The sequence below is a fragment of the Brevibacillus antibioticus genome, assembly GCF_005217615.1.
GTDB lineage: Bacteria > Bacillota > Bacilli > Brevibacillales > Brevibacillaceae > Brevibacillus > Brevibacillus antibioticus.
In genome coordinates, this window is the sequence record NZ_SZNK01000001.1 from 4,886,459 (window position 1) to 4,912,564 (window position 26,106).

Annotated in this window: 27 protein-coding genes; 18 read left to right on the forward strand and 9 right to left on the reverse strand. The window is 41.8% G+C overall.

Annotated elements, in window-relative coordinates; all coding sequences use genetic code 11:
* Positions 1 to 2: 2 nt before the first annotated feature.
* The 17 genes from rlmH to E8L90_RS23855 all read left to right on the forward strand — a co-directional run bounded on the left by rlmH (position 3) and on the right by E8L90_RS23855 (position 16,802).
* Positions 3 to 482, forward strand: coding sequence for a 23S rRNA (pseudouridine(1915)-N(3))-methyltransferase RlmH (gene rlmH / locus E8L90_RS23775; protein WP_015894066.1), 480 nt, complete (start codon positions 3 to 5; stop codon positions 480 to 482).
* A gap of 278 nt (positions 483 to 760) precedes the next feature.
* Positions 761 to 2,071 (forward strand): SIR2 family NAD-dependent protein deacylase, encoded by a 1,311-nt coding sequence (locus E8L90_RS23780; protein WP_137031596.1) that lies wholly within the window; start codon positions 761 to 763, stop codon positions 2,069 to 2,071.
* A complete protein-coding gene (locus E8L90_RS23785; protein ID WP_137031597.1) occupies positions 2,058 to 2,549 on the forward strand; it encodes a hypothetical protein in 492 nt (163 codons plus the stop codon). Before E8L90_RS23780 ends, E8L90_RS23785 begins: the two co-directional genes overlap by 14 nt.
* Positions 2,546 to 4,537 carry a coiled-coil domain-containing protein gene (locus E8L90_RS23790; RefSeq protein WP_137031598.1) on the forward strand — a complete coding sequence of 664 codons (1,992 nt, stop codon included), beginning with the start codon at positions 2,546 to 2,548 and terminating at the stop codon, positions 4,535 to 4,537. Before E8L90_RS23785 ends, E8L90_RS23790 begins: the two co-directional genes overlap by 4 nt.
* Positions 4,538 to 4,926: 389 nt before the next feature.
* Complete coding sequence (locus E8L90_RS23795) at positions 4,927 to 5,922, forward strand: tyrosine-type recombinase/integrase (RefSeq protein WP_162309115.1); 996 nt, start codon at positions 4,927 to 4,929, stop codon at positions 5,920 to 5,922.
* Positions 5,923 to 6,466: 544 nt separating this feature from the next.
* Positions 6,467 to 7,234, forward strand: a complete 768-nt coding sequence (locus tag E8L90_RS23800; RefSeq protein ID WP_162309116.1) for a restriction endonuclease — start codon at positions 6,467 to 6,469, stop codon at positions 7,232 to 7,234.
* Between the two features lie 282 nt (positions 7,235 to 7,516).
* Complete coding sequence (locus tag E8L90_RS23805; protein WP_137031601.1) at positions 7,517 to 8,041, forward strand: SRPBCC family protein; 525 nt, start codon at positions 7,517 to 7,519, stop codon at positions 8,039 to 8,041.
* 246 nt (positions 8,042 to 8,287) lie between these two features.
* Positions 8,288 to 9,115, forward strand: a complete 828-nt coding sequence (locus E8L90_RS23810) for an AraC family transcriptional regulator (RefSeq protein WP_137031602.1) — start codon at positions 8,288 to 8,290, stop codon at positions 9,113 to 9,115.
* A gap of 87 nt (positions 9,116 to 9,202) precedes the next feature.
* Positions 9,203 to 10,186: an ABC transporter substrate-binding protein gene (locus tag E8L90_RS23815; RefSeq protein WP_137031603.1), complete on the forward strand. Its 984-nt coding sequence runs from the start codon at positions 9,203 to 9,205 to the stop codon at positions 10,184 to 10,186.
* 29 nt (positions 10,187 to 10,215) lie between these two features.
* A complete protein-coding gene (locus tag E8L90_RS23820; RefSeq protein ID WP_003333727.1) occupies positions 10,216 to 10,554 on the forward strand; it encodes a cupin domain-containing protein in 339 nt (112 codons plus the stop codon).
* Between the two features lie 247 nt (positions 10,555 to 10,801).
* Positions 10,802 to 11,722, forward strand: coding sequence for a helix-turn-helix transcriptional regulator (locus E8L90_RS23825; protein ID WP_137031604.1), 921 nt, complete (start codon positions 10,802 to 10,804; stop codon positions 11,720 to 11,722).
* 79 nt (positions 11,723 to 11,801) lie between these two features.
* Positions 11,802 to 12,653, forward strand: coding sequence for a DUF2785 domain-containing protein (locus tag E8L90_RS23830; protein WP_137031605.1), 852 nt, complete (start codon positions 11,802 to 11,804; stop codon positions 12,651 to 12,653).
* A 326-nt stretch (positions 12,654 to 12,979) separates the two neighbouring features.
* Entirely contained in the window at positions 12,980 to 14,653 is a 1,674-nt protein-coding gene (locus E8L90_RS23835; RefSeq protein WP_137031606.1) for a DUF6138 family protein, read from the forward strand.
* A gap of 96 nt (positions 14,654 to 14,749) precedes the next feature.
* Positions 14,750 to 15,247 carry an imm68 putative immunity domain-containing protein gene (locus E8L90_RS23840; RefSeq protein ID WP_137033577.1) on the forward strand — a complete coding sequence of 166 codons (498 nt, stop codon included), beginning with the start codon at positions 14,750 to 14,752 and terminating at the stop codon, positions 15,245 to 15,247.
* A gap of 122 nt (positions 15,248 to 15,369) precedes the next feature.
* Positions 15,370 to 15,882, forward strand: a complete 513-nt coding sequence (locus E8L90_RS23845; RefSeq protein ID WP_137031607.1) for a DUF4303 domain-containing protein — start codon at positions 15,370 to 15,372, stop codon at positions 15,880 to 15,882.
* A gap of 28 nt (positions 15,883 to 15,910) precedes the next feature.
* Entirely contained in the window at positions 15,911 to 16,324 is a 414-nt protein-coding gene (locus tag E8L90_RS23850; RefSeq protein WP_167497568.1) for a hypothetical protein, read from the forward strand.
* A gap of 55 nt (positions 16,325 to 16,379) precedes the next feature.
* Complete coding sequence (locus E8L90_RS23855; protein ID WP_137031609.1) at positions 16,380 to 16,802, forward strand: tetratricopeptide repeat protein; 423 nt, start codon at positions 16,380 to 16,382, stop codon at positions 16,800 to 16,802.
* 206 nt (positions 16,803 to 17,008) lie between these two features.
* Here E8L90_RS23855 and E8L90_RS23860 read toward each other — a convergent pair whose 3' ends face one another.
* Positions 17,009 to 18,052: a zinc-binding alcohol dehydrogenase family protein gene (locus E8L90_RS23860; RefSeq protein ID WP_137031610.1), complete on the reverse strand. Its 1,044-nt coding sequence runs from the start codon at positions 18,050 to 18,052 to the stop codon at positions 17,009 to 17,011.
* A 125-nt stretch (positions 18,053 to 18,177) separates the two neighbouring features.
* Between E8L90_RS23860 and E8L90_RS23865 the strand changes: the two genes are divergently transcribed.
* Entirely contained in the window at positions 18,178 to 18,555 is a 378-nt protein-coding gene (locus E8L90_RS23865) for a winged helix-turn-helix transcriptional regulator (protein WP_137031611.1), read from the forward strand.
* Between the two features lie 160 nt (positions 18,556 to 18,715).
* On the opposite strand, the gene E8L90_RS23870 is transcribed toward E8L90_RS23865, so the two are convergent.
* The 8 genes from E8L90_RS23870 to E8L90_RS30475 form a co-directional block, all read right to left on the reverse strand.
* Positions 18,716 to 19,738: an ATP-grasp domain-containing protein gene (locus E8L90_RS23870; protein ID WP_137031612.1), complete on the reverse strand. Its 1,023-nt coding sequence runs from the start codon at positions 19,736 to 19,738 to the stop codon at positions 18,716 to 18,718.
* A gap of 72 nt (positions 19,739 to 19,810) precedes the next feature.
* A complete protein-coding gene (locus E8L90_RS23875) occupies positions 19,811 to 20,701 on the reverse strand; it encodes a TerC family protein (RefSeq protein ID WP_137031613.1) in 891 nt (296 codons plus the stop codon).
* A gap of 17 nt (positions 20,702 to 20,718) precedes the next feature.
* Complete coding sequence (locus E8L90_RS23880; protein ID WP_137031614.1) at positions 20,719 to 21,951, reverse strand: TerD family protein; 1,233 nt, start codon at positions 21,949 to 21,951, stop codon at positions 20,719 to 20,721.
* A 129-nt stretch (positions 21,952 to 22,080) separates the two neighbouring features.
* On the reverse strand, positions 22,081 to 22,665 hold the full coding sequence (locus E8L90_RS23885) for a TerD family protein (RefSeq protein ID WP_137031615.1): 585 nt from the start codon (positions 22,663 to 22,665) through the stop codon (positions 22,081 to 22,083).
* A 36-nt stretch (positions 22,666 to 22,701) separates the two neighbouring features.
* Entirely contained in the window at positions 22,702 to 23,283 is a 582-nt protein-coding gene (locus E8L90_RS23890; protein ID WP_137031616.1) for a TerD family protein, read from the reverse strand.
* 51 nt (positions 23,284 to 23,334) lie between these two features.
* The gene (locus E8L90_RS23895) at positions 23,335 to 23,943 is read right to left on the reverse strand and encodes a TerD family protein (RefSeq protein ID WP_137031617.1); all 609 of its coding nucleotides are present in this window, start codon (positions 23,941 to 23,943) and stop codon (positions 23,335 to 23,337) included.
* Between the two features lie 190 nt (positions 23,944 to 24,133).
* Complete coding sequence (locus E8L90_RS23900; RefSeq protein WP_137033579.1) at positions 24,134 to 24,949, reverse strand: HAD family hydrolase; 816 nt, start codon at positions 24,947 to 24,949, stop codon at positions 24,134 to 24,136.
* Positions 24,946 to 26,091 (reverse strand): cysteine protease StiP family protein, encoded by a 1,146-nt coding sequence (locus tag E8L90_RS30475; RefSeq protein WP_208759443.1) that lies wholly within the window; start codon positions 26,089 to 26,091, stop codon positions 24,946 to 24,948. The genes E8L90_RS23900 and E8L90_RS30475 overlap by 4 nt, the downstream gene beginning before the upstream one ends.
* Positions 26,092 to 26,106 lie beyond the last annotated feature (15 nt).

Consider the following 26,106-nt stretch of genomic DNA (forward strand, 5'->3'; position numbering starts at 1 on the left):
GCATGCAGATTTCGATTATTACAGTAGGGAAGCTGAAGGAGAAATATTTGCGTGAGGGCATTGATGAGTATAGCAAGCGTCTGTCTGCTTACTGCAAGCTGCAAGTGATCGAGGTCAATGATGAAAAGGCGCCGGAAGAGATGAGCGCGGCGGAGATGGAGCAGGTGAAGCGCAAGGAAGGCGAGCGCATCCTGGCGCAGATCAAGCAGGATCAGTATGTGATTGCGCTGGCGATTGATGGGCAAATGTGGTCGTCGGAGAAGCTGTCTGCGGAGATGGACAAGCTGGCTTTGCATGGGCGCAGTCAGGTGGCGTTTGTGATTGGCGGGTCGTTGGGGTTGGCCGATCAGGTGTTGAAGCGGGCGGATGCGTTGCTGTCGTTTTCGAAGATGACGTTTCCGCATCAGTTGGTGAGGTTGGTGCTGCTGGAGCAGGTTTATCGGGCGTTTCGGATTAGTCGGGGGGAGCCGTACCACAAGTAACGGCAACGGTCGTATCCATTAGATATTTAGGTTGCGCATAGCTTAACAATTCAGGGGAGCACAACAGTGAAGCTTCCGTTCAGGAAGGTTAGAAAAGGCAAAGTGTATAATGGATGACTTTAGTACTATTTGTTAGAATAGTATAAATAGGGTATAGCTTTGAAGATCTAATTACGATAGAAAAATGTTCGGCTTAATTTAAATAGTACGAGAATATAAATATATTTATGGAAGTACTTCGAGGGCTAAAAGTAAGCACAATGGGAAGAGGAGATTCTATGAGTATTTATTTGGAAAATCTGCGGCAAGATTACCAAGATGGTAAAGTGATACCATTCATTGGAGCAGGATTGTCAGTTCCTTTTAATATCCCTTCTTGGGGAGATTTGATTAGAAGTTTAGCAGAGAAATATGCAGTTGGTGATCTAGAATTTGTAAAAAAAGCAGTTGAGGTAGATTTAAACCGCCATAATTATTGGGGTGCTATTGATGCTTTAAAAAATTATACTACGGTAGTAGAAGAAGATATACAAGAGGAAATTTCTAATTTAATACAAAAAAGACAGATCAAACTTGAAGATGATGCTCTACATAACTATTCGGATCTAGGCAAAATGGGCTTCAAGTTTTGTTTAACAACAAATTATGAACATCTTCTACACCAGTATATGAAGTTTGAAATTCAACCTATTTTGCTAAAAGATGTTCTATTCAATACTCAAGATATGTTGGATCAAAAAAGAGTATGTCATTTGCATGGTACAATCTCCAATTATGGTACGATCGTTATTAGCAGGGAGAGCTATCAAGAATTATACCGTAATAAAAAGTACGATGATTTACTAAAGCTTGTAACAGGCAATAGAAAACTACTTTTCATGGGATTCTCATTCGATGATCAATTTATTAGTACTTTAATCAAAGAACACAAGGAATCGTTTAACGGAAAACATTACATCCTTTTGGCTAATCCTACCGATGCAAAAATAAAAGAACTGCGGTCAGAATATGGTTTGCTGACCATTCCTTACAAAACTGAAAATTCTTCGCATACAGCTGAAATAAGAAAAATTCTTAATAAAATAGCTGAACCGTTGATAACGCATGAAGTAGAAAATCCGATGAATGGTAATACTCCATCAGCTACTTCAATTATAATTGGAGCTGGGTTGGGGAATCTAAAAAAGAATGTATCAGGGAACTTATTCTACAGAAAATTAAAATTAGAGAATATAGATGAATCGATGATTGAACTTAGCTCGGCATTTTATGTAGCATCTGAGGAGTATATTCGTGAGTTGCAAAAGACGGGTATAGCACTAAATGTTATTGAAGCAATGTTAGCGAAAGTGTTTATCAAGTATAAGGAAAGGTATGTTGATACGTACAAAAGATACGGTAAAAGTGAACAGTTTTTATTGGCAGTTCATAATAGTTTGGCGGAGCTCGACTTTGGTAGACATGCTTTATTGCTTAAAGGTAATAAGTCTGATGAAAATGAAAACAGAGGTTTAATCCATCTTTTGGCCGATGATGAAGATATTGACGTGTGGTGGGGAGAGGAGCGATTAGGCAGTGACTCAAAATAGAATTCCATCATCAGTTCCTCTTTCTATCGAACTGTTGTTTAATAATGAAAAATTGGAATTAATGAAGGTACTTTGTCTGATGTATGCATTTTCGCTTCAGAGTAAGAAACGCAGGAAACTATCGGAAACTCTATTTTATTACTGTCTCGTTAATTTTAACTTGCTCAAATTATTTGAAGCAAATGATGAGGAACTACGTAATTGTTTAGCTCCATCGCCTAATTTATACTTTCGATTTCAAAAAAAGATTAATGGGATTCTTATAAATATGTTGAAAGTACAATTTATAGATGTGAAAGGTGATATATCTAACAAGCTTGAGGACATAACAGTGCTAATAACACCAATAGGTAAAGAATTTTATCAAAAACAAAATTCGGAATTCTTCTTAAAATTACAGGAAAAATATACAAATGCATTTGAAAAGGTGAGTTTTTCAACGAATAACATAAAGGTATTAAAGGGGGTGCCACAATGAGCTGTATGATTTTACAAAAATTAATTGTCCAAGGATTGTCGTATAGACGAACCATTCAATTTAATGATGATTTTACGATAATAAGTGGAGAAAAGACTTCAGGTAAATCTTTAGTTTTAAGTTTGATTGACTACTGTTTAGGCAAAAAAAGCAAAATTGATTTAACAGTTCAAACAGAACTAGATACATTTTGTGATCAGGTATTTCTTGAATTAAAAATTAACGATGAATTTTTTACATTAAGTCGGCTGTTGAAGGAAAAGCAGGACAAAATCAGTATATATTTCTGTGCTTTTGAGAACTTAGATGAATACACGTCAAAAACGTTAGATATTAAAGAAGCTATGAAGTTTATGATGCAAAAATTAAACATTAATGAATATCAAATTATTCGTCATCAAAAGCATAGTACAAAAAAAGAGCTCGATACGGTTTCTTTTCGAGATATTTTCCGATATGTGTATATTCATCAGCATGCTCTAGGAACAGGAGACTTTTTAGAGAAAAAGACTACGTTTAAAAGTATTAAAAATCCGCATGCGTTCAAGATGATGTTCAATTTAGTAGATATAGATAAAGATGCATTAAATGAACAGCTAGTGGAGGTACAGAACAATATTGAGGAAACAAGAAAGGAAATATTGGGATTAAAATCTTATTTAAAAGATAAAGATGCCGAAGATCGTATTGATCTACAAGCAAAATCTGATAAGTTGAATAAGATGATTGAAAGTCAAAGACAAGACAAGTTGGTTGTTATACAAAATAGCAAATCTAATAGTAACAATGAAAATAAGATGTATATTAAATTGAAAAAGGACTTAGAAGGGATCGCTAATGAACTGTTCGACCTTCACCGTGAAAAAAGGCATCTTCAACTCTCCGTTAATTCCAAAAAGTTGTTACTAGAGGAATATGGGATTGAACAAAAAGAAGTAGAAGAAACCCTCGAACTTAACTACAAGATAGTCATCCCTGATCAAAGTATTGAATGTCCTCTTTGTAATTCAAAGGTTTCAAGTCACACGCATGCACAGGTACATCGAAATGCGGATACGGAAAAGATGCTACATAAAGTAAAAAGAGAAATCACGAACAAAATCAACTTAGTATCGAGTTTGATTGATTCTGAAATGGAGAATATTGAAGATATCGACAAGGAAATAGCAAGGTTATCGAGAAAGCAAATTATTTTCAATGAGGCCATTTCAGAGTTCGCTAAAGTGACAGATGTCCCTTTCCTTTCTCAAATCGATAGTATAAACAGTATGATAAACAGATTAATTAAAGATCGAGAAATGGTAAAAGAGGAGCTGCGAATTCATCATAAAATTGATGAAAAGGAAAAGCATATTGAAGATTTACAGTCTACAGAAACTCGGTTAAAAGGTGAAATAGCAGCATTACAAATTAGTGATGAAGATCGAAACAAGATTTTTAAATTCCTAAATGCTGAGTACAAACACTTTATGGGTAGATTGAAGTACAATACAACAGGTGAAACGTTTATCCATCCCGAACAATACATTCCGTTCTATAACGGAGCAAGTGTATATGCTCATGAAAGTGGTGGTCTATTAGAATGTATGCAGCTATCATATTTAGGAGCGATCTTAAGAAGTAAAGAAGCAGGTTTTGCTCCCGGACACCCAGGATTTTTGTTGTTAGACTCTCTAAGTAAATATGTTGGAACCCTCAAACAAGAAGACCAGCAAACAGGGGAACAAGGTGAAAAGCAGACACAAGAAGAAATCGCAGTAGAAAAACAAACTGAAGTAAAAGAAAAGAATAAAATTAACGATCCGGAAGTTTATGAAGAATTCTATAAAATACTGATTGAATTAAGTGCCAACCATCAAATTATCCTCGTAGAAAACACACCACCAAAAGAATTTAATAGAATGTATACAAAGTATACGTTCCTTAATGGTGAACATGGATTAATAAATCAGGAAATGAATGAAATTAAACAAGACTCGGTATCATAAAGGGTCTGCGGGTCTGTCAGGGTCTGTTAAGACTTTTGTGAAACTTAATCAACCGATATATGAAATGGATTCATCTCCTAATGAGGGACAGATTCAGTAGTTGTAAGTATCAAAGATAGAGAATAAAGGAAGCTATTAAGTTAACATAATAGAAAAATAGACTAATATTAATCGAGGGTAGGAGAATACTTTGTCTTGAGTGTTCCTCTTACCCCCTTTATTACGTCATTGGGTTTATTTCTCCTTTTAACACACTTCCTATATCCAGCACCAAACCCTAAGGATCACCATAGTATACATGTAATTTGAAATTATAATAGCCATCTTGATGTTAATCATAGATAAAAAATTCAATAAAAAACAATTTTATTCACAGTAGGTGATTGTACTTGAAAAAGAATGATTGTCAAAGAGATCATGAAAACTGTCTAGCGAGGTATCTAAAAAATTGCAAACAATTTTCGATGCCAGATAAATCAATTAATACTCGTAAATCGGCAATTAAAAAGTTTTTAACATTTCTTGAGGAAAAAAACAAAAAAATTGGTGAAGCAACTCATTTAGATATAGAAGAGTTTTTAGAGGATGAAAGGGATAATGAAACTTCTCTTAGTACTATAAATAACTATTATGCATTTCTAAAAGGGTTCTTTGCGTTTTGTCGTGAATATGGGGATAACAAGACACTAGATTTTAGCAAGGTGAATTTTAGTTTAACAAACGCAAAAAATATAGAATTATTTAGTGATGAAGAGATAGATGAGGTATTCTCCATTATTTCCCTGATAAAAAAGGACTCTGTTAGAATTAGAGATGATTTAATGATTAGTTTATTGCTGTTTACAGGTTGCACGTTAAGGGAATTACATTCATTAAATGTTTATACATTGCAAAAAACATTAAGGGAGGATGACGATTACTGTATATTATTAAACGAACAGTTAATTTTGTTTCGGAGCAATAGTTTAAGGAAGATCAAGGTTCCTGAACTGATTATTGAAAAAATAAAAGAATATCGAAATCAAGTACTTAACAGCAATACTGATATTGAAGAGCTAAAAGAGGGGACTGCTCTATTTTTGTCCACTTATGGTGAGAAAAAGGGAGGATTCCATAGAATCAATTACAGCACATTACAAGATAGAATGAGTCAGATTAAAAAGAAAAGTAGATTCAAGGATAGAAAAGTATCAATTAAAAATATTCGTCACACAGTAATCTCAAAACTAGTAAATAGTAGTCAACGTTTAGACTTAGTTAGTGAAATTGTTGGACTTGATATTGCCAGTCTTAAATATTATATTGAAGATCAATCTTCTTTTGAAGAGGAAATAAGACAATTAACCTCTAATTATCATCCTTTTAAGTCATATTTTTCCCAATAGTATTACAAGGGTTTATCAGAAATAAATACTAAAAAATATATAGACCAAATTTTGTATAACCGCTGTAGGCGTTAAGAAAAAAGTAAGGCGAAGCGATCTACATTTTACCGCTTCGCCTTTTCACATAAAACGTTCCCTAGCCAACTAACAAGCCACTTAGTTGATTATCAAATCTCCATTCGATTTGTGCTATTTTCCTCTCCTCAGTCACAGTTATTCCCTTGATCATCGCATGAAAAATATATCGAGTACTTCTAATAATTGCTTTTTGATAATTAAAGAATAGAAAACATAACCAGGGTATTGATATTATTGCAGTCATAGTTTAATAAGATAGGGTGTTCTTAAGGCGCTTGAGTTGTATTTACAATTTTCTTTGGAGTGAAGAAACTGTTAGTTCTGCTTTTTGCTATTTTTCAAACAAGGGAGTGAAAGGTAAATTTCGGAGGCTATTCAACTTTAATACAATTACCTAGTGAAATTTATACACTCTGAATTAAATAAAGATAAAGATAAAGTATATGAAAAGAGGATGAAGTCGATAATGCCAAAACGTGGGGATGATTTTGAGAGCTTTGTACATTTTGTGTATGACTCAATTATCAGACTAGAAGATAGAAATACTCTGGTTTCAAAGAATGTTTTAGTAAAAGGGCGTTCTGGAGCTAGGCATGAATTTGATGTATACTATGAATTTACAAAAGCTAATGTAAAGCATAGAGTTGCAATTGAGTGTAAAGATCATAGCGTACCAATTTCAAAGGGAAAAGTAACCGAATTTTACGGCAAATTAAGTGATGTTGATAATTTAGCTGGAGTAATGGTTACTAGAGCAGGATACCAGTCTGGAGCAAAAGAATATGCGACACATTACGGTATTTCTATATTAACAATTGACGACCTCCCTAGTTTACCGCAAATTACAGCTCTTCAATTAAAAAAAGCATTTTTACCCGATGAAAGTGTTATTGGTGAACCATTTTGGACATTAATGGAGACAAGGAATGGAGAAGTAACCGGAACGTATATTTGCCCACCAAGTAATTCTTCTTCAAAACAAATTGCACTTTTTTACTCTAAAAGAGTAGCTGAGAAGTTTCTATTACTTATGAATGAACAGAACGCAACAGTAAGAGGAATGAATCAACAACAACTAAAGGCTTTAATTACCTATATGGAGCCGATAAAAAGTAAAAACTACAAAAATGATGCCGAATTTGTAATAATCCCGTTTGAACCAAAAAATGAACGTGAATGGTTGGCATTACCAATCGGGTTGGATGTTTTAAAAAACGATTACTTAACAATATAATAGAGTAGAAGAAGCTGCGAGTGCAGCTTTTTTCGTTGGAGTTGTTCAAAACTCGGTGAGCCTTATCATAAGTAACGGCAAGTATTTACAAGCATTAACAAAGTAGTTGCCTTGAAATAATGTTCGTAATGATTAGATTTATATATTTAACTGGGGGGTATGTTTAAAGGTATTAACTTTGTTTGATAATATTGGCGGTGTCAGTAATCGCGGTTGGGCACGGCATCTCGTACAAGCACTTCTATAAATTAAAAGTGAATACTGATTGATGGAGGAATCGATATGACGCCCAACTCGGAAAGCAAAGAGTTAGTAATAACGCGTGAGATTCATGCGCCACGTGAACTTGTATACCAAGTATGGACTGAAGCAGAGCACCTGAAGCACTGGTGGGGGCCGAAAGGGTTTGAAATAAGTGTAAAGCATCTCGATTTTCGTGAGGGCGGATTTTTCCACTACAGCATGCAAGCTCCTGATGGCAGTCAAATGTGGGGTAAATTTGTGTACCAGGAGATCAAGGCTCCCGAGAAGATTGTCTGGATCAACTGCTTTTCGGATGAGGCAGGAAACATTGTCAGGTCTCCATTCAGTGAGTTGATCCCGCTCGAAATTCGCAATGAGGTAACATTGAGCGATAATAATGGTACAACCGACATAACCCTTTGCAGCCGACCGATCAATGCTTCTGAAGAAGAGCGCAGCTTCTTTGAGGGGATGTTCGATTCTATGAAGCAGGGCTTCGGAGGAACTTTTGATCAGCTTGAACAATATTTGTCGGAGGAAAAAACTAGCCAAAGCGTCCAATAGGATGTCTTTTTTTTGTCCAAAGTTCCGAGAGCAGAAAAGTTATCTTTACACTTGCCGCACCCGCTGTTTGAACATTAGCGGGTGCGGCATTTTTATTGTCCTCATACACCGAGAGTGATAATCGTTATCGATGGTGATAAAATAAACAAGACCCCTCATCTGCTTCTGATCAAGAAGCTGCATAGGATGTACAACGATCGATCGTAGGTATTAATGGCAAACGACTATTGAAATGAGGTATACAACGTGAAAATCGACGTTAATCAGTTAGCGGAGCATTTGGCACACATTCCTTTTCAAGTAGAAGGAGTATATCGATATGCGAAAAATCCAGGTGTACCTTACGCTGAATATACAGATTCTTTTCCTGGATTTGTGTTTCCACTTACAGGGAAGGTACAATTTCAATTTAATGGAACGCCTTATATCTTTTCTCCAGGAAAAGTTGTGCATGGCGGTGCAAGAATGAAACTAGCTCAAAAAATGTTCGGTAACACAAACTGGGAATATATCCTTGTTTTATACCGGATATATAACTCAGAACTAAAAGAGACAAGCTTTTCCCATCAGCATTTTGAATTATCAACGGGTCAATCTCCTCGTCTGATTGAATTAATTATGCGCCTTTGGCATGTGTATAATCAGCCTGGTGGCATTTCGATGTTTCAGACCGAAATGCTGTTTCGTGATGTACTGAATGAAACCTTATTATGTGTTGTGAATAGGCAGAATAGCTGTGAATCACAAAATTTGTTCGAACGGGTAACTCGTTATATTCATGAATACTATGATCAAAGCCTTACAATAGCATCGCTTGCAGAACAACATAACGTGAATCGAAATCGACTGTCTTATGTATTTAGAAGACATGCAGGTATGGGACCAGCGGAATACATATTAAAACATCGTATAAACATGGCGCAAGAAATGCTATTTACAAGTGATGCGTCTGTACAACAAATTGCGCAAACGGTTGGAATTGCTGACCCGTTTTATTTTAGTAGAGTGTTCAAGAAACAGCTTGGTATCTCTCCTACTGAATATCGAGAGAAGTTCATCAATAATCCATGCTAATTTCAACAGGCATCCATTCTCATCTGAAAATTCCTTTTCTATACTAATGGCAAACGAAAGATAACATGATGTTGGAGGAATTTTCGTATGCAAAAGATGAAAGGCCTGCTAATCTCCATGCTATTAGTAGCAGGCTTACTGGCAGGTTGTAATGAAACACCTGCTGAAAATAAAGGGTCAACGACAGAAGGCGCATCTACAACAGCAGGTAAGGTAGATACAACTGAATGGCCAAGAACATTTAAGGATGCCTTAGGTAAAGAAATTGTTATTGAGAAACACCCAGAAAATATTGCTTCATTATGGTATTTTTACCCTGAAATACTAGTTGCATTAGGTGAGCCGCCTGCTGCTTCTACTGAAAAAGAGTATCTATCTTCTTTAACCTATTTAAAAGGAAAGCTGGATTCAGCTGATGAATTAGGAGAAAAATTATCACCTAATATTGAAAAAATCCTATCGATAGAGCCTGACATTATTTTAGCAACTGAGCAACATGAAAAAATGTATGATTCACTAGAAAAGGTTGCGCCAGTCATTACGTTAAAATCCAAGGACATCTATGACGATTGGCAATATGGACTCCGTACAGTAGCCGAGATTATTGGAAAAGAAGATGAAGCGGAAAAAGTCATTGATAAAATGATGAACGAAATCACAACTGGGCGCGAAGCATTAAAATCGATTGAAGGAGAGTCAGTAGCCCTTATATTGTCGTGGGATGGAAAAACGTTTAATGTCCTAGGTGAAGGAAATCCGGTCTATATACTTGCGTTTGATAAAGAGAAGGGACTGGGACTTACACCAGACCATATATTTAAAGGTACGACTAATAAATTTACTACGTTTGAAGGAATATCAACTGTTGAAGCAGACCATATTTTCCTTATTGGTGACATTACCAAAAAGGAAAAATTAATGAATGACCTAAAACAAAGCAATGTATGGAATAATCTCAATGCCGTTAAGAAAAGAAATGTTCATTTAATGGATGCGTCCGCTATTACTGGTGGCCCATTAGCTATCGAATACGCTTTGCAAAATATAACAAGTGCCTTGCGTAAGCTCTAAAAAGTCAAGAAAAATGAGGAGGGATTCATATGCATTACCAAGCTATTAATCTGAATGAGAAGCTATCTACATTCAACGATCTCTGGTCTCCAAAAGTCATTGCTGAAATAAATGACTATCAATTTAAGCTCATTAAGATTGCTGGGGATTTTATGTGGCACGAGCATCAAGGGACGGATAAGGTATTTATTGTGCTCGAAGGAGAGATGTTCATTGCTTTTCGTGATGGACAAGTGAAAATTTCCAAGGGTGAGATGTTTATTGTCCCGGGGGGAGCCGATCATAAGCCTTTCGCCGAAAAGGAATGCCATATCATGTTGGTGGAGCCTAGAGGCGTAATAAACACTGGCGGTACTGAGTCCGAATGAACAGCAGCCAATGATACTTGGAGTGGTTACAGCACGTAATTTACGTGATATCGCCGATAGCCCGTTAAGCTGAACCTTATCACAAATAGTAGTAAAACAGCGGATTGAGCTAGTAGTACAGTTGAATCAAATAAGAAAGTAGTATTTACTTGAGAAAAGAACAAAATGACCGGAGGGGGCAGGGAAGACTCCGTTCGGTCTTGTAAAATAAGAGAGGATACGTTGCAAATCAACGTAATCTATATAAATGCGCGTAGATCGATTACTATCCATGTTACTCCTTATCTCAAAAAAAGGTACGGTTACAGGCAAAGAGCTTGCGGAACATTTTGAGGTGTCCATACGAACAATTTACAGAGATATAGAAAAGTTAGGTGAAGCAGGCATCCCAATCGCATCCATTGGTGGTAAAGGTGGGGGCTATTACATTATGGAAGACTATAATGTGGACAATCTTTTTTTAAACAAAGATGAAGCCGCTACTTTCATGGCGATAATGAATAATCTAAGTTTTCTATTTGGGAAAAACACAACGTTTCATGATATTGTTTTAAAGATCGAGAATACGCTTAAACAAGAAAAGAATACAAGCAAGTTAGACATTAATCTGTCTCATTTCAGTATGGAAAATGAATTAAAGGAATACCTGCTTCTATTAAACAATGCTATTGAAAAAAATAAGCTAGTGGTATTCGAATATATCAACAGAAGTATGGAGTATCTCGAAAGAACAGTAGAACCGTTTCAAATTACCTTTTCCGCCGGTCAATGGTATTTGGTGGGCTTTTGCAAAGAAAGAAATGACTACAGAAGGTTCAAGCTAGTACGGATCAAGAATTTGAAAATAGGTGAGGACTTCGAAAAAAAGGATATCTCAAATAAAGAAATCGAGGAAGTCATTAGGAATAGCTATCTTACGCGCGGCATAACTGTTACCTTAAAGTTTACTCATAAAATGGGAGAGCAATTAACGGAGTATTTTCAAAAAGAGAAAATAACTAAAACACCTAACAATCAATATATCGTTGTGGATCAATTTCCATATGAGGAGGGATTACTGAAATTTATTTTAAGCTTTGGTAAGGAATGCGAGATAGTGGAGCCCTGTTATTTGAGAAATGAATTACAAGAATATATAAAAACAATATTGCTACCATACAATGACTGACATACAGGTGTCAGTCATTTTGTTTTATAGTAGGGGTGTAAGTACTCCGGAAATAGCGTTTATTCAAGGGGATGAGATAGTGAGCAATACAAGGACGAAACTCATGATAGACCTGCAAAGAATTGAGAAGGAACATTACCAGCTTCGTGAAGGTGAGCGGACTCAGGATTTTTTAACTCTCATGCTGCAATTTATCGGGGATCCTCAACCGGAATTACGGGATGGACTGATCTATCCGACACTGTATACATGGATTTATGAAGAGAATCGGTTTACGGAAACGGAATTGAGCAATCTTCTGGCCATTCTGACCGATGAGCATCATTTGTTCTATCATATTGGTAGCGAAGGTGATCAGTCTGTATTTACAAGGACGTTCTCTGTTCTACCAGTTGCTTTAATAGTACGGCTTCACAGCAAGAAGCCTTTTCTGGATTATGCTGAATTCCAAAATCTTAAGCATTCACTGCTCCGCTATTATAAGGAGGAAAAGGATCTGCGCGGCTATCTGCCTGAAGGAGGCTGGGCTCATGGTGCGTCACACGGTGCCGATGCTTTGCTGGAGCTGGTCAAGTGTCCGGAGAGCGATAAAGCGGTACAGCTTGAAGTACTTGCTGCTATTGAGGGGATGCTCCATAATGGGAAACAAATTTTTAGCGATGAGGATGATGAGCGGATCGCCAGTATCGTGGATACCATGATTGAAGAGGGGTTGCTTCCACAGCAGGAGATTGCTGACTGGATAAGCGGTTTGACAAAATGTGTCGACTGGCCGAAAAGCTACGTTCAGACGATCGCCCGTGTGAACAGTAAAAATTTCCTGCGTAGTCTCTATTTCAGAAGAGGACAGGGCAGCCGCGGAAATGTTCTTGCCGCTGTCATACTTGCTACAGAGACGAAATTGAACAAGTTTGCGAGAGGGAGATATTGAATTCATCCTTTCCGAAAGCTGCTTTTTTGCAAAGTCTAACACAGCTTTTTCTGTGCGAATACAAGGCTTGAAAAATCGTAAAAGGGAGAACGGCCTCTATGGCGTTCTCCCTTTTGCTCTGCGGAGATGATAATTTGTGCATAAGCCTATGGTCATATGAGCGGCTTTGCGCTCTTACATTTCTTCGCATATTCGTATAAAGGAACGGACTAAGGCTTGAGCTTTAGCCGATTTTCAGGGAGTCGTATACAATTCCAACAAGCTTTCCCATTCTCATAGTATGATTGTATTGAGCTAAGATGGAACACGCAAAAAGGTGGGAGACAATGAACGAATTACAAAAAGAAGCGCTGGAAGAGATGAAAACGGCGATTCATAAATGGTTTGACGAACAGGAAAATAGAAAGGACATAGAAGAAGTAGTCTTACGCACCACACTGCAAGTAGGCATCTTTAACTTTGCCACACTGGATTATCGGCCGGGCAGGACTAGGGTTGAAAGTTCGAAATCTGTGGGGAGTGCCGCAGGCAAAAAGTCGATGAAAGCTTCGCCCTTTACGCCGGAGCAGATATTGCATGAGGTTCAGCCCCTACTGGAGGATATCGTAAGGGAGAGGCTGGACAAGCTGGAAACGTCGCCGTTGATCAACTACCGTTTTACTTTCCAAGGAACCTTCGCAACGACGGATGGGCTTGTGGAATTAACGGTGCTGGAAACTGTGTATGAAGAGAAAAAGCGGCAGCTTCTGGAGCGAATTCAGTCTTATATGGAGGAAAAACTGGAGAAGGGCTCTAACCCGACAAACAGGCTGGAAACCTTCTTTTTGGCGCGTCATCTGCTTGATCCGCATTTGTTCCCCGAACCGCAAGCCGCAAAGACGATAGCTTTATTTGACCGGATTCAGGAGTTGAATAAAGAACGGGTTGAGGCTCTCGCGGAGCATCGAAGAGATATCATTAGGGCTTTGACCGACTGGGTCGAGAATGTATTTTTGCCGCGTTACTATGATGTCACCCGTTCCGAATACAGAACCAATGAGTATGTAATCAAGCTGGATGCTGTTTTTGAGGACAAGGATGAGCCGAATCAACCTATCGACCTTTTGTTGTACGGAGCGGTGATGATTATTCGTTACGAGCCCGACTTCAACAAACTCAAGGGTCAGACTTTTTTGGAGCTGGCGAAGCAGCTTGGCAGTGGTAAAGCCGCGCGTATGCTGAAGGATGGCAGCGATAGCTTCTCGCAAGAAGACGTCCTTTTGCGCCATGAATTGGTCGAATGCAAGGCTAACGATGTTTTTTCCCTTTTCACAATCGTTATTTGCAAGGAAGAAGCCGGCGCGTACGAGCGGGCGATTTCGTTTATTCTCTCCCTGCTCCGAAAGGACTTCCCGAAAAGCTACAAAATCAAGTTAAAATCCAGCGTGAAGGAGTATTTGCCCATCAAGGGGTTAGCCAAATCAGACACGCACCGTTTTTTTGCGAATGCTTTGGTTTATTCCGAGCTGCATCCTTTATTGGAAGAATACGCTCGTGAGGCGATGGAAGAGTTTGAATGGTACGAGGATACAGAAAGCGAAAAAAGCGTAATGCCGGGCAGCTATGCTGTGTTCGGGCTGGGGCTTTCGGATGAGCGGTATTTTCCGCTTGTTGAAGCTTACATGGATCTTGTGGATGATGAGCATCAGCTGGTGCATGACAAGTTCACAGCCGTTTTCGCCGAAACCTATGGCATAACGGAACGCTCGACTCCCACCTTGATCGCCTGCCTGCTGCGCTCCCACGATTCGCTAAAGCTGAAGATTCAGCCGGAGCTGGAAAGCGAAGACAAGCTGTCGCTATTCGTACAGCAAATAGAGACGCTGTCGGATGACGAGGCCGAGCGGGTGCTGTACCCGATCTGGGGCAAGGCGGAGAAACTGGCTGCATTGGCTCGAAAGGCGCAGGGACCGCGCAAGGAGCTGATCATTCGTCTGCTAAAGGCTGCGGGTATAGCCTGACGGGGGCTCGGTGAAAGCGGCATTGATAAGTATGCTTTTGAGTGAAACGATCTTATTTGGATCATTACCATGCTGAAAAGAAAGTGGGAGAACAACATGTACATAAGCAAATGGTGGGGAGATTTAATTGGCGGTTCCGATGATTCGCTGGCATTAATAGACTATTTGGAGCAATTGGACGCAACGAATGTGACGCTCAATCAGATTTTAAAGGACTTGGGTCTGGATGTTCTGCTTTCCGAGGGAGACTTGAAAAGCGGTGGAAGTATTGGATTTGACATAAAAAATGCTAACGGCACGTTTCGAGCAGAAATTGATATTGCCTGCTCAGCTCTAATCGATCTCTCAGCCATTGTGTTGGAGTCTCAAAAATCAGGCTATGTCGATTTGCATGATTTGGATAAGGATAGGCAGCCGTGCAAACTTTCTATAGATGCCTCCGACGAATTAAAGAACCTGCTTCGGGAGGAATTGTACAAGTTTTCCCGTGATCCGTTGGCTTACGAATTAGCCGAGCTTGTTCCGGCCGATGATATGAGAGAACTTGCGGAAAAGGCAAAAATAATCGCAGATGAGTTGGCACCGTTAAGCTGAACCATACCACAGTAACGGCGAAATTTTTGGCCTTAACCGCGAGAATTGCCTCGAAGCCGGAGGGTGGGAAGTCTCCAATCTTGTCGTTACAGGCTCGACTAAAGTAGGACAAAGGAGAGAACATGGATTTTCAAGTGCTGCAAGTAAAAATCGAGGCGGCTGCGAGGGCTGCATTCGAGCAAGTAAGAAACAAATATGCAGGACAAAGCTTTTGCGGTTACGCCTTGTATTCCGACTCGGATGCAATCACCGTATGTCCGGCGGTAAACTCAACCGATCACTTGAACAAAATGATTGCCGGAGACCCTGATGATGCGATTTATTATCGCTGGAGTCCAGGGGAATGGGATCATGAATTTGAAGGTACTGAATTCTTTGAGAATATTTCCAATCAATTATATAACGAAGTGATGAGTATGCAGTCGGCGGAAAGACACAGGGAATATAAAGAGAAGGTTTATGAGTGTTGCGTGGCTGCGCTTGAATCACTGAAAAAGGAAGGTTTTTTCTCCGATATGAGCGAATCGGGAGTAGTAGTCTTTACTGTATCGGATGACACAAATGCATGTGATTGGATTGCCCGATTGAACCGAAATGAACTTGCTCAAGAATTTCAGAATTGGATTGGCGGTTGAGAATATCCAGTACGATTGGGGAGATCTTATGTCCGTAATACATGCCTACCTTGCGAAGTCGTCCGATTCTTACTCTCATGAGCGTCTTGCTTCTGAGTTAAGCGCCTACTTTGATTTTGAAACAAAGAACGGACTGGAAATTGGTGTATCAGCGAATCCGTTTACGCGGGAGAAATACTTGATTCTCCGTTGGCCAGGTTGGAATTTTTCAGCGTATTTTGAAACTGGTCGTAATGTAAGTGCAGATGCAAATTACATTGCAAGCGAAATCAAGAATTGTCCGCCTGAAATCACGAACTGTTCCGAACGCATTCGCTTCGTATTCTCGCCTGATGAAAGACGGGATTTCACGAATCATATCATTTGGGCGATAGATTATTTGTCGGCAATACCAGGCGCAATCATTTTTGATGAAAGTCAAAAAACAATAGTGAGTTGCTGATAAAGAGACGAATACCTACGGCGGCTTCAAATCACACAGGATAGGAGAGACGACAGTGCAACTTTCAGATTCTACCCATACCGAAATTACCTCGCTGTGTAAACAAGGGGATGATTTGGTGAGAGCAGGCAATCTTGAGGAGGGCAAGAATAAGTACGTCGCGGCCCTCCGATTACTCCCGGAAAATCATCGAGAATGGGAGGCCGCAACGTGGATATATGTGGCTATTGGGGATGCCCATTTTCAAATGAAGAATTACGATAAGGCATTCAAGTGTTTCTTTAATGCTGTACAGTGTCCGGAGGGGATGGGGAATCCCTACATCCATCTTCGGTTAGGGCAATTGTATTACGAACAGGAAAACCTTGAAAAAGCTGCAGACGAGCTGACCCGGGCTTACATGGGTGCCGGGATTGCGATCTTTATGGAAGATGACCCCAAGTACCTTGCGTTTCTGGAGACAAAAATAGAGATTTGAAGTTCCAGGATTAGAAAAACATGATTGGTACAGGGAAGGAACAACAACAAAAGGAGCTGCCGAGGCATGCTCCTTTCGTATTTTTCGGGTGGCTTTTACAGAGCCTGGGAAGGATTTATCTCACCAGCACATACCGTTGGCCTTTGAGTGGTCTATTCACATCATCACATTTTGGAACCAAATGTGCCTACTTCGCCTTCATCGTATCAGAAGTTTTCTAAAACGATTTTTCCAATGGTCCGTCCAGATTCCAACTTCTCATGCGCGAGACGTAGGTTTGCTGCATTGATGGGCTCCAGTCGTTCCGTCAGCGTAGTTTTTATTTTTCCATCATCGATTAAGTCCGCCAGTTCATTCAACAATTCGTGTTGTTTGATCATGTCATTGGTATGAAATAAGGACCGTGTAAACATGAACTCCCATACAAACGTTACACTTTTAGAAAATAGCAGGTCCATTTTCAAGCTCCCTGCCCAGGTAGTTTTATTAGCGGGAACGATAGCGCAAATTTTACCTTGGGGGACAATGACTTCTGCCATATTCTCAAGATGCTGAACCGTATCATTCAAGCAAAGGATATAATCGACGGCGTCAATACCAACTTCCTTGAGTTGAGGGTGAAAAGGGTTGTTGTGGTTTATGATAAAATCCGCACCGAGACCTTTAGCCCATTGAATTGACTCTGGACGTGAAGCAGTACCGATGACGGTCAAACCTGCTAATTTTGCAAGTTGAATGGCAATCGATCCTACTCCTCCAGCTGCACCGATAATGAGTATGTTTTTGTTTTCGCCTGTATTTACGCTTATTCCTAAACGATCAAAAAGGCCCTCCCATGCAGTTATCGAGGTAAGCGGTAATGCGGCGGCGGCAGCGAAATCCAAACTTCGTGGCATATTTCCCACAATTCGTTCATCAACTAAGTGAAATTCGCTGTTACTGCCTGGTCGAGACACACTGCCCGCATAATAGATCTTGTCCCCAGGTTTAAACAATTGGCAGTCAGGACCGACTTGTTCTACGATTCCAGCGGCATCCCAACCAAGAATTTTCGGTGAACCGGCTTCGTAGTTATGACTTTCACGGACGCCTACGTCTGCAGGGTTAACGGAGATTGCTTTTACACGTACAAGCAAATCGCGGCCTGTAGGTTCCGGTTTATCCAAGTGCAGATCAATAAGGCTTTCCGGATTGGATATAGGGAGGTATCGGTAAGCACCGACAGCTTTCATCTTTTGGTCCGTATTCATGGGTATCCATCCTCTCAAATAGGAAATGTTGTACAGTTGCATTGTAAATCGATTCAATTACTTTAAGTAAGTACGCATATTTTTATGGTATAGTATTAAAAATCAAACCATTGGGGGATTTGCTGATGGGAGACCGAAGAAAGAAATATGGAGTAAGTCCAGATATGCAAGCATGTCCAGTTGAAACAACGCTGGATGTTATTGGTGGCAAGTGGAAGGGGATCATTCTCTATCAGCTCCTGAATGGAACGAAGAGATTCAACGAATTCAGGCGCCTCAATCCGGGAATCACGCAGTTTATGCTCACCTTGCAGTTAAGAGAGCTTGAACGGGATGGCATCATTCATCGCGAAATATATAAAGAGGTTCCTCCAAGAGTGGAATACTCCCTTACTGATTTCGGAAGGACTTTGGAACCGGTCATTATGTTAATGAAAGCATGGGGCGAGTCTTATAAAGTGCGACTTAGTGAAAACCTAACGACTCAAGGGGAGGAGAGTTAAAGGCAAGTTGGGTAACGAGGCGGTGGGTACTGGGCCATAGCGAAAGGGCATGAAAAATTGACCGTCTTACGAAGAGGAGTATCAGAAGTGAAGAAAAAAAAAGGGGAGAAGCCTCGGAAAATGAGACCTCTCCCTTATAAACTTTAGCTTTGTATATACTTTACAAAAACCTCGTCAAATCTCGCTCTTGTTCAACGTAGGTAGTCAAAATATCAAGCTGTGGAACAGGAACGTCCGCCTTTCCAGTCAATAGCAGTTTCAGTGCCAAATAAGGAAAATTCACTCCAGATCGGCAAGAGATATACATGCCGCCGGAAGCTCGCGGATTGATTTCCAGCAGCTTGGGAACACCTTCCTTGTATTTGATTTGCACATTAAACAAATACGAAAGCTGCAGTCGCTGCTGCACTGCTTCGGCTATTCGCAGCAGCTCATTGTTGTCCTCAAGCTTGCGAATACGCCCCTCCACTTTCTTGCGCGGCACTGCTGCCAGCAACTGTCCTTCATAGGCGAGGCAGTCGATGCTGTACTCATACGAGTCCAAATACTCCATGATCATTATATCCTCAAACGTCTCCCGTGTGGAAAGCGTGCGGACTACTTCTTCTATCGTGATTTGCTGGTGGGCTGATCGAAACAGTCGGTCAATCGGATCAAGCTGCTCCTCCACAATATAAAAGCCCGCTCCGCCTTCACCTTGGGCAGGCTTGAAGCAAACCTTGTTCCCGTTTTGTTTCAGTTGTTCATATGCGGTCTGGAATTGTTCAGCTGTATTCACAATCGCATACGTGGGTAACGGTACTTCCGGTACGTCCTGAAACAGTTGAAACAGCTTCCCCTTATCTGAAATTTCGTTCAGCAACTGATGCTCCTGGGCAATCATAACCTGTGTGCCCTGTCGCTCAAACTCTTTGATATGTCTGGAGATTTCCACCAATCGATAGTTAGGAAGAAACACGTCAATCTGGTGTTCTTTACAAAACGATAGGCAATAGTCGATGTATTCCGGCACATCCAGCGTCGGCTCCAATTCAGCATAGTCGGCGATTTGCAGCATCACACTATGACGTTTCGGGTGAGTCACATAAATCTCGAAGGTGAAGTTATCCGGGTTATTGCGAATCATTTCGACGATTGGATATGCTGTAGCAAACGTTCGATTGAACCAAATCCGTTTTTTCATCTGCTGCCCTCCTTTTTTCGCAAAGAAAAGCGAGCGTCTGTCGACCTCGCTTTTCTTTTACCTCATGCTGTTTTATGCAACGTTTTCCTTCGAGACTTCCTGTTCCCCATGTTTCCCTTTTTTCATCTTATGCACGATGAAGGTACCGAGGAAGGTGAGAACCAGAACGCCGAAGAAGAGGTAAGACTCGATGTGTAAGCCCGCTGCGCCCAAGAACATTTTCACGGAGATGAGCGCAATTAGTACGAATGCGGTTGTTTCGAATTCCGGAATTCGTTCGATCAGTTTCAGGAAGATTTGAGCAACCCCCCGCATCATCAGGACACCGAGAATTCCGCCTAGGAATAGAACCCAAACTTGGTTGCTGACACCAAATGCAGCTAAAACGGAGTCGATGGAGAAGGCAATATCCATCATCTCAACTGCGAGTACAGTTTTCCAGAAGCCTTTGCCTTTGTTCTCGGTTTCTTTTTCTTCGTCCCCACCAGATTTGAATACGCGGTAGAGCAGCCAGACGATGAGCAATCCACCGAGAATTTGTACAACTGGGATTGGAATAAAGTACAAGCACGCTGCCATTCCCAGATATAGCAGCACATCGATTGCTTTTTGCGCTTTTTCATTATCGCCAAAGAAGTGGTCTGCTGCAATCTTGAGCAGGTAGAGTGCACCCATTACTTTGATCGCTGTCATCTTGACCAGGAAAACCCCTAAACCGATTGCTAGGAAACGGAATAGATAAGCACCGAGCAAGCCGTAAAACAATGCGCGTTTCTTTTGCTTTTCTGGCAAATGATTTACCATTACTGCCAAGACTAATGCATTGTCGGCTGACAGTAATCCTTCCAGGATGACCAATGAGAGAATAATTGTCCAGTTAGCAGGATTGGTCAGTACCCCCTGCAAAACCTCCCATGAAAAAAAACTTGAATAGGTTTCAATCAGCCCATTCAAAAACTCCATTCTTTTTTCCTCCTAGGTTATTTGCTGCCTGCGGCCCAACGCATGTTCCAACCGTAGTAGCGATCCATTTGTTCATGTCCGTTGAAATATTCAACGAGACGCTTGATCTCAAAGGTATCTCCTTTTCTCTCTATCATGGCAACGGCACACATAATCTTCCGAGGGTCGTGCACGTCCATGCGGACCACAATTTCCGGGTTGTCGGCCTGTTTGATCGTGACAACGCCATCCGTTTCAGCCCATTTTGCTACACCTTCATAGATATAGGCAAAGATCAGGACACGATTAAACTCCCTCACATGGTTGCCGTTAATGCGGAGATTTTCCCCATCAGTTCTGGATCCTGTACGGTCATCTGCGTCCAGCTCGATAAACGGGAAGTCCAGATATTCTCCAAAATTCCCGCCCAGCGCTTGAATACAACCTTTATTCCCGTCTGACATCTCATACAAACATCCAAGATCAAGATCGATGCCATCGGATTTATCAAAACCCAAAAAACCAATTGATTTCTTGACTTTTCTATTCCAGTTTAGGTTTACACTGATTTGCCCCAACGCCCCGCTTGATTTTCGCAAGCTGATCGTTTCACCTTTTTTCGTCAGCTCAACCTTGGATAGGTTGATCGCCGGTGCCGGTGGTTGCTCAACCTTTGGAGGTGGCGCCGGAATGGTTGGACTCGGTTGTGGTGAAGAGGATTGCTCCTGTGCCACCTCTACGCCGAAATTACTGCATAAGGCAGTAAGTCCACCGTTAAAGCCGCTTCCAATCGCATTAAACTTCCATTCGCCATTGTAGCGGTATAATTCACCTGTCACGATCGAATTTTCTGTAGAAAAATCAACTAATGGAAATCGGATCATTTCAGTGAATGTGACAGGATGCAAGATTCGCAAATAAAGATCGGAAACCTGTCGAAACGTTTGGCCACGTGAAATGGCGTCGTAAATGGTAATCGTAAAGGCGATCTTTTCTACGTCAAGCGGAATTGCGGAAAGTTCCAGTTCGAATTGCTGTTTATCTCCAGTGCCGTCCCGCAGGGAGACAGCTCCGTTCGTTGATTTGGGATTTCCGTAGAATATGAAATCCTCCTCACGATTCACTTTCCCAGTTGCGCCCAACTGAAATGCCGATGCATCCAGCTCAAGTTCGCTGCCGGTATGCCAGCCAAGACCCACAATTACCTTGGTCAGCCCTGGAAACTGCTTCGTTACATCAACCTTTTGTCCCTTAACAACCATCATCGTCATCACTATCACCTATTTTAGAAAACTGGGTTCCGCCAAGTCCGTGGCGTTGCCTTGGTTTTGTCTTGCCGAAAAAATAAAGGAAGGATGCTAGTCCCTACTATCAAACTAGCATCCTTTGGCTGGTACGAATTAACCTGCTTGTAATCCGAAGTTATTGCAAAGCGCTTTGAGGCCGCCGGAAAAACCACTGCCTACCGCAGCAAACTTCCACTCGCCCTGATAGCGATACAATTCGCATACGACGATAGCGGTTTCAACGGAGAAATCCTCGCCCAAGTCGTAACGAAGAACTTCTTGGTTCGTATTTTCATCAACGACACGAACGAATGCGTTGGAGACTTGTCCAAAATTTTGACGTCTCGCTTCTGCATCGTGAATCGTAATCGTAATAGCGATTTTTTCAATCTCGGCTGGTACTTTGGTCAGGTCAATCTTGATCTGCTCATCATCGCCATCGCCTTCACCCGTCAGATTGTCACCGGTATGAATGACGGAACCGTTGCCGCCTTGCAGGTTGTTGTAGAAAACAAAGTGCTGAATGTTGGTTGCTTTGCCGTCTGCGTGGAGCAAAAACGCTGCTGCGTCGAGGTCAAAATCAAATCCACCATTATATTTGTTCGTATCCCAACCCAGTCCAACGATCAGTTTGGTCAGATTCGGATTGCCTTTCGTCAGATCAATTTTTTGACCTTTGGATAAGCTGATTACTGACATGGCAAGTTCATCCTTTCCACGGTTCGTACTGGTTAATTAGCCGATGTTTACACCATAATCACGCGCCAGACCAGCAAGACCGTCTTTGTAGCCTGAGCCGATTGCGCTGAATTTCCATTCGCTGCCGTGGCGATACAGATCGCCAACTACAACAGCGGTTTCAATGGAGAAATCTTCTCCAAGGTCGTAGCGGATGAGTTCTTCGCCATTGCTTGCGCTCAGTACACGCGCATACGCATTGGATACTTGACCAAAGTTTTGGTTGCGGGTAGCCGCATCGTAAATCGTGATGGTGAAAGCAACCTTTTGGATATTCGCGGAAACTTTGGACAAGTCGATTTCGATCACTTCGTCATCACCATCGCCATCACCAGTGCGGTTGTCACCGGAGTGAACAACGGAGCCGTCAGGGCTGGATGGATTGTTGAAAAATACGAAATGTTTGTCGTCTTCCACTTTGCCTTGGTCGTTCAGCAGGAATACGGACACATCCAGGTCGAATTCGCCGCCACCATCATATTTGTTGGTATCCCAGCCAAGACCTACCTTGATTTGGGTCAAGCCAGGGTTTGTTTTCGTCAAATCAACCTTTTGTCCTTTTTGCAAAGATACTGCCATGTGTTATTCCTCCTAAAATTTGGGATTTATCGCAATAAGTATAACCTGGTGCTACGTGTAGCGTCTGACCAGCTGGGAAATCGACGTATCGGTTGTTCCTTCACCAATAGCAGCAAACTTCCATTCACCTGAATGGCGATACAGTTCACCCACGATTAGTGAGGTTTTCCCTGAGTAATTCTCCGTCAGATTGAACTTGCACAGTTCCTGACGAGAAGATGGATTCATGATGCGGATATATGCGTTGCCAATCATTCCGAAATCCTGACGACGACTGACACAATCGTAGATATTGACCACGAAAATCAGCTTGTGAACATCGGAAGGGACACGTGAAAGCTCGACAGATATCTGCTCATCGTCGCCTTCCCCTTCACCGGTAAGATTGTCCCCCGAGTGATTGACACTTCCGCAACCGCTTCGCTTATTTCCGAAATAGACGAGATTTGTTTCTTTTGAAAACTTTCCATTTTCATTCAGCATGATCACGGAAGCATCGCAATCGATGTTGGCTTGTCCACCACCACCAAACAGCCCGCTAAGCAGTCCGCCGGATTTTTTTACCGGATCCCAGCCAAGTCCAACCAGCACTTTGCTCAAGCCGGCATTTCCTTTGGTCAGGTCAATTTTTTGCCCTTTTTGCAAACTGATAACTGACATGTCACCCTCCTACTCTGTCCGGGCTATCACCCAGTATTTTGCAGATTACAATTCGATTATTTCATTGCAACCCAATAAAATCTACACATTTTTGCAAAAAACAACAAATTACATCTATTTTGTGTCTTTTTTTGAGCGATGGCGTTTTTTCATTTCTCAGGATCAAAGCGCCGCAAGTTCACGACTTGTTTTATGTTGCTTTGACCAGTTGGCGATACCATGACAGAACGGTTTGCAAAATCTCTTCTGCAGCGCTGATTCCCGACGCCTGCGTAAAGTGGAAGTTGCTCACAGCGCCGCCGTGATTACGAGTCTGATAAATCTCCCCATGCGGTGGAACGATCGCCAGTTGCGCTGCTTCCAGTAGAGGCAGGTCCAGAAGCGAATCACCAGCTGCGATCAGCTGGTCATCCTGCTCCAGCTCGCTCACGTACAAGGTCGCATCGCGCTTGTTGACCGCCTGGGGCACGAGGTAGAGCTTTCGGCCCTGAATCGACATGCTCCAGTTTTGTTGAGTCACCCAGCGCTCGAAGTCGCGCAGCTCGTCGACAGGCATTTTTTCTCGATCAATGATGCTGTAGAAGAACAGATCTTCTGCCATTCTTTCCCGAATCACCCAACTGTCATTGCTGATCTGGGCGAAACCGGCCAGCATGTCGGGAAACGGCGCGCATTCGTTGACCATTCGGCTATGTACCTGACGACTCCACTGCTCGTCTATTCGTCCGTCACGGATCACATTGCCGCCGTTGCTCGTAATGGCATAGCGCGGTAAAAGCTCGCTCTGGAAAATCAAAATTCGCTGATACTGCTCAATCGTTCTCGTTGTCACGGGTATAAATAGACACTGTTGATGAACTTCATGAAGAAGTTGGATTGTCCGGTCAGACATGTGCGAGATTGGTTCGCCTTCAAGCACTTCGACTACCTGAAACGACTGCATTTCGTCCGTGAGAAATCGTTTCCCGTATAGGAGGGTCTGGTCCAGGTCACTTGCAAAAATCATTGGTTTTCCCCTCTCATCGTTCGGATAATACCACAGCAGGAATAGCTCATATCCGAACATTCCTCCACCAATACACCACGATCTTTGGCGAGCATGATGATATGGGCAAGGTTAGGGTTGTCGACTGAATCGACGAGAATTTTCCATGGCACTCTACGCAAAAGCACGCGTGTCGTTTCGCCAACTCCGGGTTTAATTAAATTCACATCATCAATTTGCAGCTCTTGCTGAATCCGCCCAATGTCGCGCATTCCCTTCCAGGTAGGCACGTGGTCGTCCTCGTGGCTGATCAATTCAGCTGCCTTTGCCTTTGCTTCGTCGACAATATCCGCAAAATGCGCCGAAATCGAATTGACGAACAGGTTGGAAACGTCTTCGTCAGCCCATTCCCGATAAAATTTGGCTCCGTGAAATTCACCAGCTGCGATTAGGTCGTCACGGTGCACGGTACGACTGATCAAACCGGACACGGTCGAGTTCAGGCAAGCGCTCGGGATCAAAAAATCTTCGCGAGTGCCAAACGTTTGCACGCAATACCCTGGGTCAGCGAGCACAGCTAAATCGGCATCAAGCTGCGTATGGAATTGCTGGTTAAAGCGGGAGATAGACTCATGCAAGACCGATGTAATCGCGCCCTTGCCTGTCCAGCCATCTACGAACTGAATGCCTTTGCCCGGATGATGCTCGAGAATATAGCGCAGCGCATTCTCGTCAATGCCTTTGCCGCGAATGATCGAGATGCTGTAGTGTGGCGTATCTAGCTGGTGAATCTGGCTCAAATAGCGGCGGATCAAAACACCGATCGGCGTCCCTGCTCTTGCTAGCGAGGCAAGCACAATCTCCTTGCCTTTGCGGGCAATGATTGATTCAGCCACTACCCCTGATGCCAGCGCCACTTTTCGTGCAGTCGTCTGCAAGGCTTGATGGAACAATGAGATGTACTCGGCAGAAGGCTGGTACTCAACAGGCAGCATCTCGGAGTAATGTGTCCCCGCCTGAATCAATTCTTCCCGGTCCTCCGTGTTGGTTTCTTCCATCAATTCGCTGATTTCTTTCAACAGGAAAGTAACATCTTCTGTAGGGTAGCTCCCCATTTTGATCGGCTGCATGAGTTCAACGGTGCATAGTGAGCCTTGAACCATTCTGTTTACCCCTCT